This window comes from Enterobacter cloacae complex sp. FDA-CDC-AR_0164 (genome assembly GCF_003071645.1).
GTDB classification, from domain to species: domain Bacteria; phylum Pseudomonadota; class Gammaproteobacteria; order Enterobacterales; family Enterobacteriaceae; genus Enterobacter; species Enterobacter ludwigii.
Map to the genome: position 1 here is coordinate 3,194,961 of NZ_CP028950.1, position 14,998 is coordinate 3,209,958.

18 protein-coding genes are annotated in these 14,998 nt (G+C 51.0%); 17 read left to right on the top strand and 1 reads right to left on the bottom strand.

What is annotated here, in order from left to right; all coding sequences use genetic code 11:
* Window positions 1-16: 16 nt before the first annotated feature.
* From AM410_RS15755 to AM410_RS23925, 17 genes are all read left to right on the top strand, one after another.
* Entirely contained in the window at window positions 17-1,093 is a 1,077-nt protein-coding gene (locus AM410_RS15755) for a major capsid protein (protein ID WP_108648100.1), read from the top strand.
* 9 nt (window positions 1,094-1,102) lie between these two features.
* Window positions 1,103-1,396 (top strand): hypothetical protein, encoded by a 294-nt coding sequence (locus tag AM410_RS15760; protein WP_108648102.1) that lies wholly within the window; start codon window positions 1,103-1,105, stop codon window positions 1,394-1,396.
* Window positions 1,397-1,458: 62 nt separating this feature from the next.
* Window positions 1,459-1,860 carry a DUF7370 family protein gene (locus AM410_RS15765; RefSeq protein WP_108648104.1) on the top strand — a complete coding sequence of 134 codons (402 nt, stop codon included), beginning with the start codon at window positions 1,459-1,461 and terminating at the stop codon, window positions 1,858-1,860.
* Window positions 1,860-2,033 (top strand): hypothetical protein, encoded by a 174-nt coding sequence (locus AM410_RS15770; protein WP_057060243.1) that lies wholly within the window; start codon window positions 1,860-1,862, stop codon window positions 2,031-2,033. The genes AM410_RS15765 and AM410_RS15770 overlap by 1 nt, the downstream gene beginning before the upstream one ends.
* Window positions 2,033-2,383, top strand: a complete 351-nt coding sequence (locus AM410_RS15775; RefSeq protein WP_108648106.1) for a hypothetical protein — start codon at window positions 2,033-2,035, stop codon at window positions 2,381-2,383. The genes AM410_RS15770 and AM410_RS15775 overlap by 1 nt, the downstream gene beginning before the upstream one ends.
* A gap of 47 nt (window positions 2,384-2,430) precedes the next feature.
* Window positions 2,431-2,718, top strand: coding sequence for a hypothetical protein (locus AM410_RS15780; RefSeq protein WP_108648108.1), 288 nt, complete (start codon window positions 2,431-2,433; stop codon window positions 2,716-2,718).
* Window positions 2,719-2,779: 61 nt separating this feature from the next.
* Window positions 2,780-3,148, top strand: coding sequence for a hypothetical protein (locus AM410_RS15785; protein WP_108648110.1), 369 nt, complete (start codon window positions 2,780-2,782; stop codon window positions 3,146-3,148).
* Window positions 3,145-3,528, top strand: a complete 384-nt coding sequence (locus tag AM410_RS15790; protein ID WP_108648112.1) for a phage tail termination protein — start codon at window positions 3,145-3,147, stop codon at window positions 3,526-3,528. The genes AM410_RS15785 and AM410_RS15790 overlap by 4 nt, the downstream gene beginning before the upstream one ends.
* 59 nt (window positions 3,529-3,587) lie before the next feature.
* Window positions 3,588-4,343 (top strand): Ig-like domain-containing protein, encoded by a 756-nt coding sequence (locus AM410_RS15795; RefSeq protein WP_078774518.1) that lies wholly within the window; start codon window positions 3,588-3,590, stop codon window positions 4,341-4,343.
* Between the two features lie 50 nt (window positions 4,344-4,393).
* Entirely contained in the window at window positions 4,394-5,134 is a 741-nt protein-coding gene (locus tag AM410_RS15800; RefSeq protein WP_108648114.1) for a DUF6246 family protein, read from the top strand.
* A gap of 76 nt (window positions 5,135-5,210) precedes the next feature.
* On the top strand, window positions 5,211-5,504 hold the full coding sequence (locus AM410_RS15805) for a hypothetical protein (RefSeq protein WP_108648115.1): 294 nt from the start codon (window positions 5,211-5,213) through the stop codon (window positions 5,502-5,504).
* Window positions 5,505-5,542: 38 nt separating this feature from the next.
* A complete protein-coding gene (locus AM410_RS15810) occupies window positions 5,543-7,876 on the top strand; it encodes a tape measure protein (RefSeq protein WP_108648117.1) in 2,334 nt (777 codons plus the stop codon).
* Window positions 7,877-7,878: 2 nt separating this feature from the next.
* Window positions 7,879-8,373 carry a hypothetical protein gene (locus tag AM410_RS15815; RefSeq protein ID WP_108648118.1) on the top strand — a complete coding sequence of 165 codons (495 nt, stop codon included), beginning with the start codon at window positions 7,879-7,881 and terminating at the stop codon, window positions 8,371-8,373.
* Window positions 8,373-8,843, top strand: a complete 471-nt coding sequence (locus tag AM410_RS15820) for a hypothetical protein (protein WP_044865745.1) — start codon at window positions 8,373-8,375, stop codon at window positions 8,841-8,843. Before AM410_RS15815 ends, AM410_RS15820 begins: the two co-directional genes overlap by 1 nt.
* Window positions 8,836-9,273 (top strand): NlpC/P60 family protein, encoded by a 438-nt coding sequence (locus AM410_RS15825; RefSeq protein WP_108648120.1) that lies wholly within the window; start codon window positions 8,836-8,838, stop codon window positions 9,271-9,273. The genes AM410_RS15820 and AM410_RS15825 overlap by 8 nt, the downstream gene beginning before the upstream one ends.
* A complete protein-coding gene (locus AM410_RS15830) occupies window positions 9,215-11,716 on the top strand; it encodes a MoaD/ThiS family protein (protein ID WP_108648121.1) in 2,502 nt (833 codons plus the stop codon). Before AM410_RS15825 ends, AM410_RS15830 begins: the two co-directional genes overlap by 59 nt.
* Window positions 11,717-11,773: 57 nt before the next feature.
* Window positions 11,774-13,831 carry a hypothetical protein gene (locus AM410_RS23925; protein WP_159082269.1) on the top strand — a complete coding sequence of 686 codons (2,058 nt, stop codon included), beginning with the start codon at window positions 11,774-11,776 and terminating at the stop codon, window positions 13,829-13,831.
* Window positions 13,832-13,845: 14 nt separating this feature from the next.
* Here the strand turns inward: AM410_RS23925 and AM410_RS15840 are convergent, their stop codons facing one another.
* Window positions 13,846-14,994, bottom strand: coding sequence for an oligosaccharide repeat unit polymerase (locus AM410_RS15840; RefSeq protein ID WP_159082270.1), 1,149 nt, complete (start codon window positions 14,992-14,994; stop codon window positions 13,846-13,848).
* Window positions 14,995-14,998: the final 4 nt, after the last annotated feature.

A 14,998-nucleotide genomic window follows, 5' to 3' on the forward strand; every position in this document is an offset into this window, starting at 1 on the left:
AAAAGGACAAACACATATGTACTTCTCTAAAGAGACGCTGGCGACTAACTCCCGCCTCGGCGGGCACTGGAGCGAGCTGTGGGCAAACCGCAACATGTGGAACCTGCAGAACGACACCATCATTGCAGCTAACCGAGCAATTATGACGCCTGATATGCTGGCCTGTAACGCCGTTGGCGGTTTCTCCCGTGATTTCTGGGCTGAGATTGACAACCAGGTGCTGCAACTGCGCGATCAGGAAGTCGGCATGGAAATCGTGAACGACCTGATCGGTGTTCAAACGGTGCTGCCGGTTGGTAAAACAGCCAAGCTGTATAACGTTGTCGGCGACATCGCTGATGACGTGTTAGTAAGCATCGATGGTCAGGCGCCATTCTCCTTCGATCACACTGATTACGCGAGCGACGGCGATCCTATTCCGGTATTCACTGCCGGTTACGGGGTGAACTGGCGTCATGCTGCTGGTATGAACTCTGTGGGCATTGACCTGGTGCTGGACTCGCAGATGGCGAAGATGCGCAAGTTCAACCAGAAGCGCGTTAACTACTACCTGAATGGCGACTCAAAAATTCAGGTTCAGTCCTACCCGGCTCAGGGCATCAAGAACCACCGAAACACCAAGAAGATTAACCTCGGCTCTGGTGCCGGTGGCGCGAATATCGACCTGACCAGCGCAACCACGACTCAGTATTTTGAGTTCTTTGGTAAAGGGGCGTTCGGTACCACCGCGCGTGCCAACAAAGTAGCTCAGTATGATGTGATGTGGGTGTCGCCTGAAATCTGGGCAAACATGGCGCAGCCGTACGTGGTAAATGGCGTGGTAAGCGGCACTCTCCTGCAGGCGGTATTGCCGTTCGCACCGGTGAAAGAAATCCGCATGAGCTTCGCGCTGGCCGGTAACGAGTTCATCGCGTACGTTCGTCGCCGTGACGTGATCTCTCCACTGGTGGGTATGGCTGTCGGTGTTGTTCCGCTGCCGCGTCCACTCCCTAACGCTAACTACAACTTCCAGATCATGTCTGCTGAAGGTCTGCAAATCACCGCAGACGAACAGGGACTTTCTGGCGTTGTCTACGGCGCTAACCTGGCGTAAGGAAACAGCATGGCTAAATACGAAGTTGTTCGGGCGTGGTTCGGCGTTAAGGTAGGACAGGTGGTTGAGTTGAAAGAACTGCACCCGGCGTTGAAGTCTAACGTCCGTCTCATCAATGGTGAGGCAGGCGGAGAACTTACCCCGTCGAATCCTGGTGCCGGTACCGGTGAGAAATCTCGCAAAGAGATTATTCAGGCTCGTCTGACTGAACTGGGCATCGAGTTTAAAGGCAATCTGGGCGCTGAAAAGCTCAGCGAGTTGTTGCCTGACGGTGAGCTCGAAAAGCTATTCCCTGCTGAATAACAGCCGCCGCTAAGGCGGTTTTTTTATGCCCCGCTCCGGCGGGGTATTTCACGGAGTCGATAATGGTAACTCTCGAACAGGCGAAGGAGTATCTGGAGAGCCAGGGAATTACCATTCCCGATTTTGTTCTTCAGGCTCTCGTCGACCAGGCCAACAGCATTCAGGAGTGTCTTGATGCGCATTATCCGGCATCGACAGCGCTGCTGATTCAGCTCTATCTGCTGGCACTTATGGGGCTCGGGCAGGGGGATAAGTATATCTCTAGCCAGACAGCGCCGAGTGGTGCGTCGCGCTCGTTCCGATACCAGTCGTTCACCGATCGCTGGAAGGCCTCGGTTAACCTGTTGCGCGGGCTGGATAAGTACGGCTGCGCTAACTCGCTGATTCCTGCCGATCCTACCGCCGCCCCGGCATTCGCTGGTATCTGGATCGGGAAGGGCGGCTGCATGTGCGGGGATAAGTGATGACGTACAAGTCAGTTAAGCACGGGCTGCCGCGCTCATTCGTACGCGTCTGGGTGATGACCGATACCGGGCGGGAGACTACCGGCTACGTTAAGTCTGACGGCGAGTGGTTCATCAACTGCCCGCGCATTCGGGCGACTGGCGCGAAGGTGTTGCGCTGGAAGGAGGGCTGATGTCATCGGTAGCGAACTGGAGCTATACCGCCACGGCGACTATCTGGCGAAAGCTGGAAGGTAATGACGAATACGGCGATCCGATGGGATATACCGAGCCTGAGCAAATCCTATGCGATTACGAGGGCGGACTCAGCAAGAAGTTAGCCAGTCTGGGCGCAGAAATCGTCGTGAAGAATACCGTCTGGACGGAGTTTGCGCTGGCGGCTGCGGGTGATTACTTGCTGATTGGCGTATCGACAGAAGCGGACCCGGTTGTGGCCGGTGCCGACGAGGTGCGGCAGGTTATCCGCTACGCCGACACGTTCGAGCGACTGGCGGATGATTACGCCATCCTGACGGGAGTTTGATAAACCTGTGCAATAATGGCCCAAAACGTTAACTGGAATGATTGGTGATGGGATTTCAATATTGGCTTGCGGTATGTGGAATTTTTCTGACCGGCCCCTTTGCGTTTGTTCAGTCGATTATCTTTTTGCGACGAGGTGTCTATACAAAGACATTTAAGGGGACGACGCGAAAGGAGTACATCCATAAAGACAGCAAGCCTATTGAATACTGGTTCAGCGTTATTGCTCAAATGATTATTGGCGTTGTAATGATTGGATTTGGATTCTGGTTATTAGATGACCTGCCTGCCTTTCATAACTGGCACACTGAAATCCGCGAAATGCTCCCTTTTTGATTCATCTTTAAATGAAATCAAACCTCGCTCAGGCGGGGTTTTTTATTGCCTGGAGAAAACCATGGGTATCAAAGTGCGCGGCGTTAAGCAGTCGAAAGCCGGGCTCAACCGCATCATCAACGATGTGAGAGGGCGAAAGGTTGTCCGGGCGTTGCAGTCAGCAATGATAATCGGCAGCTCACAGGCCGCGCTTTACACGCCAATCGACACCTCAACGTTGTTGAATAGCCAGTATCGTGAGTTGGTAAACAACGGCGTTAGGCTGACAGGACGGGTTGGATACACGGCGAACTACGCTGTTTTCGTTCACGATCCGAATGTTCCGCAAACCTTCCGCCGCGCTACCGCGCAGAAAGAATTCCTCACTAAAGGCTTTGAAGACACCCGCAGCGAGATTGATGCCGTGATGCGCAAGGAGCTTTCAGTATGACGCCTGCCATGTATGAGCGCGTGCGTAACTACTTCGTTGATGCCGGGCTTACCACTGGCTTCATTGTTCAAATGCTGGCGTGGGACGACACAGCCAAGTTAACCGACGCATTCATAGTGTTCCGGCCTAACGGCGGTACCGACATCCGAAATGACCTCGGATCTGATCACTACGTGCTGGTGGATGTCATTTCCGCCAAGGATAAGCGCCGAGCAGCCGCTGAGAAGGCTCAGGAAATCATCAATTATGTCGAACAGAACGACATTACTGATGAATGCCTTGGCCTGATTCAAAACCTCGGTAACATGCCGGCACCGATCCCGACCGAAGAGGGCCGCCTGGTCTTCCGGCTTCAGTTTATGTGCGTATACGGCGAATAACCCCATCACCAACCCATCAGGCTGCCATCCGGCGGCCTTTTTTTATTTGAGAGGTACACATGCAAGGCTGTGCTAATGATTTTGGCAAGCTGATCGGGAAAGTAGCTGTGCTACGCATGGCCTTTGGCTGCCCCGACGCAGTCCCGGCGCTTTCCGAGTGGAAGCGTCTCGGCGCTATGACGACCAAGGGCATCGACTATTCGATGAACACCATCAACTCTGAGGCAGATGATGCTAAAGGGCTGGTGGAGAACCTGGTCAACAATATGGATCTGACGATCTCCGGTGAAGGGGAGCTTCGAAAGTCTGATAAAGATAACGAGATCGGCGCTTTCAGGCTTTCGAAATATATTTTCGATGAAGTCCAGGCCGGTCGGCAGCCGAATCTCTGGGTTCGCTTTGACTTCGCGGGTGAGAACGCCGGTACTTATATCCAGGGGTACATGAACACCACTTCATGGTCCGCTGATTTCGGTACCAACGATATCTCAACCTTCTCCGGAGAGTGGAAAGTCTACGACGCTGACACAGTTGTGTTTGAAGTTGCTGACTCCATCGCAGCCACTGGTGTGGAAGTAACCCCGGCAACTGCATCTCTGGTCGTCGGGGCAACCCAGCAACTCAGCGGCGCAGTTCAGCCTGTTGATGCTACGAATAAGTCTATCACCTGGACGACTTCGGCACCTTCCATTGCGACAGTCAGTTCAACCGGTCTGGTTACTGCCGTTGCTGCTGGTACCGCGACTATTACGGCAACTACGGCGGACGGTGACTTTACTGACACCTGCGCTGTTACCGTAACTGCCGCACCGTAATCACTACAAAGGGTGGCGTGCTGCCCTTGATACTGATTATGGAGACAGATATGACCCCTTTGAAAGAAATTGGCGAGTGCGTGATCGGCGTTGACGAGCATGAGTATTTCTTCCGGCCATCGTTTCGTAATATGACGCGTATCGGCGAGCCAGAGCATATCGTTCGTACATTCTACGCACTCTTCAATGATGACGTGGCGAAAATGCTTGAGGCAGCACGCGAAATTCACAGCGCTATACCTGAGCATCAGCGAAGATTTTACGCACACTACTTCGGAGATGTAACGCATCCTCTCTGGGCGCTTGAAGCTGCAGGTTCAGCGGCGTTTCTTCGTGAAACTTTACTCTCCGCGATCAACGTCATCCAGTCCTGCTGTGATGAGGATGTTTCTGAACTGACTGGCTGGAATGAGCCATCCCGTACTGGGCGACGCACATTCGTATGGCATCGCGGCTCGCTACCTCCTGAGAACCTCATTCTCATAGCTCAGTCGTTGATGATGCATGGCATCATCGGACGGGCCAGAGTCAGGACGCTGCAGAAGAACGAAAGTAAGGAAACGACTTCTGAGTTTCATGCGACTGAATACATCATGGCCGCCCGCAATCATTTTGGCATCAGCAAGGAAGAGGCGATGGAGCTAACCATGACCGAATTCGCCATGATGCTGAACGCCAAATACCCGGACCAGAAAGGCTTCACCAGGGAAGAGTATGACGCGGTTATGGATGATGATGATCGTCGATGGAAGGCAATGATTGAGCGCGAACGTAACCTTTTAAAAACCTGAACTGCGAATTGTAGGAGTTAATTAATTGTGTTTGAAAGATTAGAATAATCTGAACTTTCCTCCTCAGGGTTATAAAATGCTAACTCCTAAGCAAAAGGCTATCATCTGGGCTTTAGGTATCATTTTTGGCGTACCTACCAGCATTTATGGTATCCAATGGACTTTAACTAAATTCGCGAAGCAACAAGTAAATTGCCTTTCTGATGCATCACAAGCTGTCATCGAATTAACTGAAAAATCGTTAAGTGAACAAGGCGATGGAAGTCAACTTTCAAAAGACTTCACCACTTGTAGAAAAAATATTGACCCAAATAAAGGGACATTTGATTTCTTCAAGGAAGAGATTCATAGGCACAAGTCAAAATCCTGACCCGCTACGGCGGGTTTTTTTATGCCCGGAGAAAACTGATGTCTGAAAAAGCAGGCGAGATTTATTACGACATCGAAGCCGATGTTTCTGGCTTGCTGAAGGCGCAGGGAAAGGCCAATAAGTCGCTCGACTCTATTGGCAACTCTGCCACGAATGCAGCCAAAAAGATGGATGAGCTGCAGACGAATATCAACCGCGTAGCAGGTGCCATTGCAGCGTCACTGGTTGTTGACTGGGGTAAGGCGTTTCTCGTTGCAGCTGACAACATGAGTCAGTTGAATGCACGAATTGAACGATTAACCGGTAGCGCCGCCGCGGCCTCACAGACGATGCAGAGTCTGATGCGTATCAGCTCAGCTACAGGCGGGTCGCTTCAGGACACGGAAAAGCTTTGGGAAACCCTGAGCACGGCGTTGCGCGATACCGGTGCGACAAATGGTCAGATTTTACAGCTGACCGAGACGCTTCAAAAAATCGGGCGCATCGGCGGATCCTCATCAGAGGAAATGGCTAATGCGCTCCGCCAGTTCGGCCAGTCCATATCTTCTGGCATGGTCCGTGCTGAGGAATTCAACTCCATCCTTGAGCAGATGCCTGAACTGGCTCGCCAGATCGCCGCGGGAATAGGAGTAAGCATCGGACAGTTGCGTCAACTTATGCTGGACGGGAAACTAACAGCTGAGGACGCGCTAAACGCCATTCAGAAACAAACCGGTTCAGTGAATGCTGAGTTCGAGAAGTTGCCGCGTACGCTTTCACAGGCAAACACTGCGCTGACAAACTCTTTCTTGTCGATGATAGATTCGGTAAACCAGGCAACGGGCGCAAGCTCTGGCATGGTTGCTGTAATTGACTCTTTGACGGCCGCGCTGGACAGGCTGGCAGGAAAAGCCATCTCTGCCGATTCACAGATCTCAGATCTGAACAGTACGGCGGAAATGTTCACGCGCCGGGCCCGAACCTGGTCATGGCTCGGCCTGGACGGGTGGGAAGCCCAAAACAAAGCGCTGGCTGGTTTGAGTAATAAAGCCGCCATGCTGGTTGGCGATCTGGATGCTGTCACGAAAGCCTCGAAAACTGCAGCTAACACAAAGCCGGTTGAGACAAAGACCACCGGAACGACCGCCGGCAGCAAGGCAAAAGGAGGTAAGTCCGCAGCACAGAAAGATGCTGAGCAATACGCCAAAGCGCAGGAGTCCGTTAACAAAAAACTGGATGAACTGAAGCAAAAGGCGGAGCTGTCAGCAGGGAGTATAGGCGAACTGTCGCGCGCGCAGGCAGTACTGAACGCACAGCAGTCTCTCGGTAATACTGCTTCGCAAGAGCAAGTCATGCTCGCCGGGCAACTGGCAGGAAAAGCCTGGGATAATGCTAATGCGCTGCGTGAGCAGGCAAAAGCAGAGCGGGAGCGCACTGAAGCTGCTAACAAATTCAGCTCGATCCAGGGTAAGACCAGTAAAACAGCCGGTCTTGATAGCCAGTATCAGAAAGACATTGCTGACATCCAGTTATATGCCCAGTTATACCCGCAAAAAATTGGCGAGGCAGAAGCTGCCCGTGCTGCGATTGAACAGCAGTACCGGGACCAGCGTAATGCTGCCATGTGGGAAGAGTGGTCTCAGCAAAACCTTGCTACGCAGGCAGCATCTGCAGCCTTTGAAGCATTCGGTAACAACGCATCAAATGCCCTGACAGGGATTATTACTGGCAGCATGTCAGCTTCTGAAGCGCTGCAATCCATCGGTAGCACTGTGCTAAACAGCGTCGTAAATACGTTCGTACAGATGGGCATGGAGTGGGTGAAGGCCGCAGTTACTGGCAGCAGCGCACAGATAGCAGCTACTGCAGCTACAACTTCGGCAGCTGTGGCTGGCACGGCTACGACAACCGCGGCGAGCGTTTCTTCTGCCGCGGCAACCACTGCAGCATGGACTCCTGCAGCCATTGTGGCATCTATCGGCTCGTTCGGTGGTGCTGCGGCCATTGGTATCGGTGCAGTTATTGCCGCCATGGCCATGGCTGGTGGTATCGCAGGTAAGCGTAAAAATGGCGGTCCTGTATCAGCTGGCTCTATGTACCAGGTAGGCGAGGGCGGCATGCCTGAAATCTACCAGGCCAGTAATGGCAGTCAGTACATGATCCCCGGCGACAACGGAAAGGTGATTAGCAATAAGGATCTGACGAATGGCGGAGGTGGTGGAGTAGTGGTCAATATCAACAACTATACGTCGTCAAACGTAGATGCGCAGGCAACACCAGACGGAAATGGAGGGTGGACGGTGGATGCATTCGTCTATGACCTCGATAACGGTGGTCCTGCCAGCCAGGCCATACAGCGAAATCACCAGGCACCACGTAAGGCAAGGAGCTAACTATGCCTATTCCATATCCTGACTGGCTGCCCCTGGCGCAAAAAGGGAAAACACCGTCGACCGATACCGGGTTTCGGACGGACCAGCCGTCGGTCGGCGCGCCAATATTTCAGAAGCTCACCGATGACCTGAAGACCACCTTTTCTCTTACGTGGATATTCACCCGGGATCAGCATCGGGCCTTCATGCAGTGGCTGCGGAGTCCGAACTATCTGGACAACTGCAATCAGTGGTTCACGATGCGCCTCGGTACCGGCACTGGAGACACAGGCCTTGAAGTTCAGGAACTGCATTTCCTCTCCTGGCCGACATGGTCGCAGTCCGGGTCAATTTTCACATGGAGCGGTGATGTCGTTGCGCGCGAGCTGGTTAACTCAGATGACGAGTTTGACGACATTATCGTTGAGTTGCCTCCGCCGTGGGGTTCATGGCTCGATATTATCGTCACCGGTTATCCGGATGGACGCGATCCGGAAAGTCTGCCGAGGGTTCCGTAATGCCCACACTGAGAGAATTTCAGAGCCAGAGACCGAACCGGATACTTTACGAGACGATCACCTTTTACAACGAGACGTTTGGATATGTGCGTCTGGTGAACAACCAGATATTCCCCAAAACGCTCGGCGGTCAGGTGTTCACTCCATGCCGGATGGAACTTACAGAGAGCCAGCAAAGCAATACGCCGGTACTCGACAGCACGGTTAAATTTAGCCGCCTGGCGCAGGACTTTAAACAGAAGTTGAAACTCTGGAAGGCGCATTCACGCATCACGCCGATCTCTGCCACCTATCAACAGTTTGACGCTGCTGACATGAGCACAGCCATCAAGTCCTGGACGCTATATGTCAATGACTGCTCGATGGATGACAAGGATGTCACATGCAGCCTGACGCGCATAAATCCGCTAAACCGTAACGTTGGCCGCCTGTACACCGTCGAAGAATACCCGGGGCTTCAGAATGCATAGAGACGAGTTTATCTCTCGAATTGAGGGCGTGCCATGGAGTAACCGGGCGTGCAGTTTCAACGCAGCAGACTGCTGGGGTCTGGTGGTGATGTATTACCGGCATGTTCTCGGTATCGAAGTACACCAGACCGCGGACTACGAATCCGGGCGCGACTTCATGACGTGTTATGACGCTGATGTCGTGTTCTGGCAGCGAAGCGAAACATTTTGCGATGAAGGGATCTTCGTGGCCTGGGTCGGCAGTCAGCCCGTGCATGTTGGGCTGATACTGGGCGGCCTTGCGCTGCACAGTCGCGGGGAAAACGGGCACGTCAGATTTGACGCGATACGGACAATTCAGAAGCTATTCACCAGAGTGGAGTTTTACCAGTATGCCGGTAATCGAAATTCAGCGCGTCCCGGGGATGCCGAAGGACAGGGCGGAAGTTGAAGCAGGAACGGTGTTTTATGACTGGCTTGCTCAGGAGAGCTTCCACCGCGATATCCGCATTAATGTTAACGGCAAAGAACTGCAGCCTGAAGAAGAGCTGGGCTTTATTCTTCAGGAAAATGACAGGGTAGTCATTTTTGACCAGCCTAAAAGCGGTGGTCTGATTGGTACCATCCTGAACCCACTCGAGCACCTCAATCCCATTAAGTTTACGCAGAAGGTGCTTGCCGGCCTGATGCCAAAACCCAATGCGAGCGCGTCCAGTGGGAACAGCAAAACATCGCCAAACAACAGCCTGAAGGGACAGACCAACATCGCGCGCAATGGCGAAGCTAAGCCTGATAACTTTGGGCAGATCAGGGCGTTTCCCGACCTTACCCAGGAATCAGTTTTTGAATATGTCCCGGGCGGCGCAGATAACACCTGGCTGAAATACGTAACTGAGCTTATGTGCTTTGGCCTGGGGAAATATGACATAACCTCTGTGCGGTTCTCTGAAACTAATCTTGGCTCAATGGCGGGAGCAAGTTACACCATTTATCAGCCCGGTGAAGTGCTCCCCCAGGTTATCGAGGGCTACCAGTTTGACGATGTTGACGGGCAGGAACTTCTCGGGCCAAACGAAAAAGAAGGCACGCCAATTGAAAGCGCGACGGCGACAACCGTCATAAGTGGCGTTTACGCTGGTGGAGAAATTGCGATGAAAATCGTAAAACAGGCTGATTTTGACTATTTCCTTGGCCTGATCCTCCCTCACCCGGTTACTTTCACGATCAATGTAACCAGGCCGGTGCCGGGTGGTTCTGTAACAGAAGACGTCCAGCTTTCAGGGTCGATGATAAGCATCGTTGAAAGCGACGACGGAAGTGTCATTAACCCGGTTAGGTATTACACGTTCAGGTTCAATAAAATTTCAGCACCGGGCTTTGATTTATCAGGCGTCACCATCAACACAACAAAATTCATCCTGGCCGATAACGGAACGCTTGTGGTAGGTCCGTTTATTTCTCCAGTGCAGTCAACTCAGCTGTGGATCCACGTGATTGCCGGTTACGCCGGGCAGCACAACGACTCTTTCAAAATTAAATGGTGGAAGGTCGACGATGATAATAATCAGATCCCAGGCACAGAGGAGACGGTGACTTATGCGATTGTAGAAGGGATAAAGGGAGTTTCGAAAACCTACTACCGGACATATAAGCAAACTCCTGCAGCCGGTTACGGCCGCTATGCCGTCTCACTTGAGCGCATAACAAACAGCGCAAGTGACAGCAAAATACAGCTCGAGGAGATTCACGCTATCAACGTCAGGACAAATGTTGTGCATCCTGATGACACGCTGGTGAAAATAGTCGTCCGTGCGACAGAGAACGCCACCGGCAGCCGTGACAGGAAATACAATGCGCTGATCACCCGCCATGTAATCAGCTACAACATGACGACGCAGCAGGTTGATTATACGCTCCGACCGTCTCGGAAATTTGCGGATATCGCCCTGTTTAACTGGCTCGTTGTCGGGCAGCAGCCGGTATCAAGCATTGATATCTTCGGCCTGTACCAGATTCAGGCTGAAATCGACGCTATCGACCCGCGACTCGGATACTTCGATTACACCTTTGACGATGAGGATGTGTCTCTCGGCTCGCGAATGGAGACCATCTGTGACGCTGCCAGCGTGTCCGTTTACGACGATAACGGTGTGCTGTCATTCACACGAGACAGCAAAAAGACGTCTGCGGCCACAATATTCAACCGGGCCAACACCAAGCCAGATGGTTACTCACTTTCTTACGACATGACGCTTCCAGGCGGTTATGACGGAGTTGAAGTGCAGTTCCGCAACCCGGACACCAATAAGCAGGACTTTGTCCGGTACCGGATATCCGGCAATTCCATCATCGAAGGATCGCCGGCCAAGGCGAAAAAGTTCGAAATGCTGTACGTCAGGAACAGGTATCAGGCGGACGAGCGGGCGCTGCGCGAGTGCAAGAGGCTCATATTCTCCCGTATGACCATGGCTATTACAGCAATGGCAGATGGAGAGTGGGTAAACATTGGCGATATGGTCCAGGTGCCGGATACATACGACACCAACCAGCAGGCTGGATACATCGTGTCACGGGTCGGCAATGACTTTGAGACGAGTGAGCGCATCAACTTCTCAGGAACCATGTATGTGCAGGTCACGGATTCGTCCGGTGCTACTACTGCACGATACCCGGCATCCCCGCGCATTGACACCGCGTTTGGCTTTACCGCTGCCATTCCTGATATCTACCTGAACCTGTTCGATGGTGTCGACGTCCAGTCGCCTTCCCGATACGTCATTGCCACGTCTCAGGAACTGGATGCAGGGCAGTGGACAATCACAGCCAAGCAGCCAGACGGTAAGGGAAGCACAGCTTTAACCCTGGCTGAGTATAGCGATCTGATTTACCAATAAGACCCATCCCGACCATCACAACCCGGCCACCGCGCCGGGTTTTTTTATGGAATAAATATGGCTACTACACCAACAAACCTGCCTGTTCCAAGTGAATCTCCAATCGACATGAAATTTAATGCAGGGAAAATTGATGAATTCGTTACGTCGTTTTCACAGTGGTATGTCGATCGATTTGGCGTTCAGCATTACACGATTGAAGGTTTGAAGCAGCTTGTTCTGCAGCAAATCTACAATCTTGGCTGGAACCTGAAAGGCACATTTCAGGGCGGAGGGACAGTGGCCGCGGCTGGCGATCTGCTGCAGGATACAGCCTCATTAATCTGGTACCGCTGGGATGATCTCGCCACGCTACCAAAAACGGTTCAAGCCGGGTCAACTCCTTCTTCTGCTGGGGGTACTGGCCCGGGCAAGTGGCAGCCCGTAGATGTTTCTGATGTGTTGAGGAAAGACCTGGCAGCTTCGGATGGCTTCAAATTAATAGGCCGCTGCGCGACGGTCACGGCTCTTCGTATGGTTGAGCCGACCATCAATAAGCAGATGATCAGCCTGGTCGAGTACGCTACGGGTACTGGATATGGCGGTGGGATTCTTTGGTACGACAACGCAGATACAACAAGCGCCGATAATGGTGTTGATGTGTTTGTCACCGCTGGGGGAAAACGCTGGAAGCGCATGTCTTCTCGCATCACGCTGCTGGATGCAGGCGGCGTACCGGGAACAGACAGCAGCGTTGCATTACAGCGTCTGGTAGATGCCAAGAAAGGCAAACTGGTTGTCATTCCTGAAGCCGAATTTATCGCTGCCGGGGTTACGCTCAATAACAGCACTTATGACAATACTCGATTCCAGTGCGAAGGGGTAATTAAACTTCGGCAGCGAGCTTCAACCTCTGAAAATAATGCCGGAATGCCTGCGTTCATGGGCATCTTGTTGAAAGATGTCTTCAATATCTCAGGCCATCTACGATTCGACGGGCAGCGAGCGGTCCAGCCCAATGAAGAACATATTTACTGTGTTGGTATAGCGGGTGGCGGGGGGCATGACTTCACGATCGATATCAAAGAGATTAAAGGCGATGGTGTTTATGTTAATCAGTCTGACTGGTTATCAAACAGCACCGTGACAGATGGTTTACGACTAAAAGGAACAATTTCCAACAACGCTATTGATGGAAGAAATGCCATCTCTGTTATTAGCTGCAAAAACTTTAATATAGATGTTTCCGTTAAAAACGTAGGAGGTGTGGTTGGTAGCGTGCAGCAGCCTGGCGGCGTCGATCTGGAGCCAAATTTCGACTATCAGGTTATCGATAACGGAACTATTAATGTTGTTGCTGATAACTGCGCTTACGGCCTCTGTTTCTTCGGAAAGTCATACAACATCACCAACGTTAAAGCGAAGGCAAATTTGAGAAACAACACGCACGCTTACCTGTCACGATTCAGAGAGTGTGATGTTGAACTTATGGTCAAGGACAGTACCGTACTTGCTGGGGAAATGGACACATGCCTTGATAGCAAGGTAGTCGTACGCCATATGAACTGCGATAACGGGTTTGATATCGGATATCGTGGTGAGGTTTTGAGATGTGAGGTCAGTGTTACTGGTGCTTCATGGCTCAACTATGTGGCTAGAAGTGGCTCTGTCAGCCGTAGCAAAATTGAATGGAATGCGTACGACTGTCGCGCTGGTGGCACTGGCATTGCGTTACGCATTGATGCCCCGCAATCAGGGGCAGCTTATACGTGCACACGTAACACCTATAAGTGCCAGGTTCCGGAAGTGGGAAATGCTCAGTGGGCAGCGCGTAACGCCAGTGGATTAATCACCTTCAGTGAATGCCTGTGGACTGACAGCAATCTTGGCGGATGGTCAAACTGGGGAGCTGCGGTATCAGGTCAGGTGGCTAACTTCCGGAAAAATATTCTATGTAACGGCTTTAGTACGAGTAACGCCATGCCTGGTGTTGGGTATTATGTTAGCGGCGATTTTGTACAAGCCAACACCCTCACCGTCACGACAGGGTACGTGCTGCATGGTTGGCTTAGAATAACCACTGGCAGCGGAAATGTTCTTGATACAGACTGGAAGGCGGTAAGGTATACCTGGTAATGAAACCGCCCCCATTATGGGGCGGTTTTTACAAAGAATTTTGTTCTCATGCTTAACAAAATTACTAATGTGAATGCATAAATCCACAAAAGATATTTTGATGAAGTATATTGGTCATCCATGATTTGGAATATCAGAGGGAAATAAAGCACTGAGCTGGAGATAACAAACATTGTGTTTTTTGTTAATCTCGCTACGTTGTGAACGCCGTTGTGTATCATTCCGATAAACATGCAAAACGCGGAAAATCCAATCACCCCATAATCAATAAACCAGTACATTAGAGTGTATACGTTTGTTCTGAATGGGCCGCCCTCATAAAATGGCAATAATTGACACCCAGATGCGTCATAACACTCTAAATCCGGAAGGGTATTAAAGTTAAGGCTGTCAAAAGAGAATATGTTGGCAAACGTATAGTTACCTATATTTGTAAGCAACAAATCTGTAAAATTACCATCTCCATTAATCTTGTTTAGAAGCAACAAAGATAGATACATTGCACTAAGTATTATCAAGCCCAAAAAAATTATAAGCTTAGTACTTGACGCTCTAAAGTATGATCTAATGAAGAATACAGGGATTATGACTAGAAGTATCTTTATCTTGGCAGTTGAAAATGCAGCGTAAAGCATGCAGAAAAACAACAGTGACCAGAATGACCTGGCACCGCGTTTGGTTGGGTTTCTATAGTATGAAGCCGCTGAAATATACAGGGCTGGATAAAGTATATAGTACACATACCCAAACAATTTGAAATAAATATTAGGCTCGCCATAGTTTATTATGGTTCGCATTCCCACATACCAATTTGATGACTCAGACAAACCTGATAGATACATCTGGTACATAAGAACTGCTGAAATTGCATAAATTGGCAGTAAGAAACTTAATGACACTTGGCCTGAGTCGTAGTTGCGGGCATTATTCCTGAAAATAATTCTGCCTAAAAATCCTCCAACGAAAAAAGCAGCGTTGCCAAGTAAAATCCATAACAACGTTTCTCCGGATATATCCCCAACATCGTTCTCATAGAATGAGCACGCTGTAAGGGAAACCGCCCAGATACACAGCATGACAAGTGATGGGGATATCTTCTTGCCTGAAAGAAAGAATTCAAACAAAGCCAGCGCGGCGAGCACAAATATCACTACATAGATCATGCTG

Bases quoted from the DNA above. Each gene is read 5' to 3' on its own strand.
- AM410_RS15805 (WP_108648115.1), top strand. From the start codon at position 5,211: ATGCTAACTCCTAAGCAAAAGGCTATCATCTGGGCTTTAGGTATCATT.
- AM410_RS15770 (WP_057060243.1), top strand. From the start codon at position 1,860: ATGACGTACAAGTCAGTTAAGCACGGGCTGCCGCGCTCATTCGTACGC.
- AM410_RS15795 (WP_078774518.1), top strand. From the start codon at position 3,588: ATGCAAGGCTGTGCTAATGATTTTGGCAAGCTGATCGGGAAAGTAGCT.
- AM410_RS15810 (WP_108648117.1), top strand. From the start codon at position 5,543: ATGTCTGAAAAAGCAGGCGAGATTTATTACGACATCGAAGCCGATGTT.
- AM410_RS15830 (WP_108648121.1), top strand. From the start codon at position 9,215: ATGCCGGTAATCGAAATTCAGCGCGTCCCGGGGATGCCGAAGGACAGG.
- AM410_RS15775 (WP_108648106.1), top strand. From the start codon at position 2,033: ATGTCATCGGTAGCGAACTGGAGCTATACCGCCACGGCGACTATCTGG.
- AM410_RS15760 (WP_108648102.1), top strand. From the start codon at position 1,103: ATGGCTAAATACGAAGTTGTTCGGGCGTGGTTCGGCGTTAAGGTAGGA.
- AM410_RS15840 (WP_159082270.1), bottom strand. From the start codon at position 14,994: ATGATCTATGTAGTGATATTTGTGCTCGCCGCGCTGGCTTTGTTTGAA.
- AM410_RS15785 (WP_108648110.1), top strand. From the start codon at position 2,780: ATGGGTATCAAAGTGCGCGGCGTTAAGCAGTCGAAAGCCGGGCTCAAC.
- AM410_RS15790 (WP_108648112.1), top strand. From the start codon at position 3,145: ATGACGCCTGCCATGTATGAGCGCGTGCGTAACTACTTCGTTGATGCC.
- AM410_RS15800 (WP_108648114.1), top strand. From the start codon at position 4,394: ATGACCCCTTTGAAAGAAATTGGCGAGTGCGTGATCGGCGTTGACGAG.
- AM410_RS15820 (WP_044865745.1), top strand. From the start codon at position 8,373: ATGCCCACACTGAGAGAATTTCAGAGCCAGAGACCGAACCGGATACTT.
- AM410_RS15815 (WP_108648118.1), top strand. From the start codon at position 7,879: ATGCCTATTCCATATCCTGACTGGCTGCCCCTGGCGCAAAAAGGGAAA.
- AM410_RS15765 (WP_108648104.1), top strand. From the start codon at position 1,459: ATGGTAACTCTCGAACAGGCGAAGGAGTATCTGGAGAGCCAGGGAATT.
- AM410_RS15780 (WP_108648108.1), top strand. From the start codon at position 2,431: ATGGGATTTCAATATTGGCTTGCGGTATGTGGAATTTTTCTGACCGGC.
- AM410_RS15825 (WP_108648120.1), top strand. From the start codon at position 8,836: ATGCATAGAGACGAGTTTATCTCTCGAATTGAGGGCGTGCCATGGAGT.
- AM410_RS15755 (WP_108648100.1), top strand. From the start codon at position 17: ATGTACTTCTCTAAAGAGACGCTGGCGACTAACTCCCGCCTCGGCGGG.
- AM410_RS23925 (WP_159082269.1), top strand. From the start codon at position 11,774: ATGGCTACTACACCAACAAACCTGCCTGTTCCAAGTGAATCTCCAATC.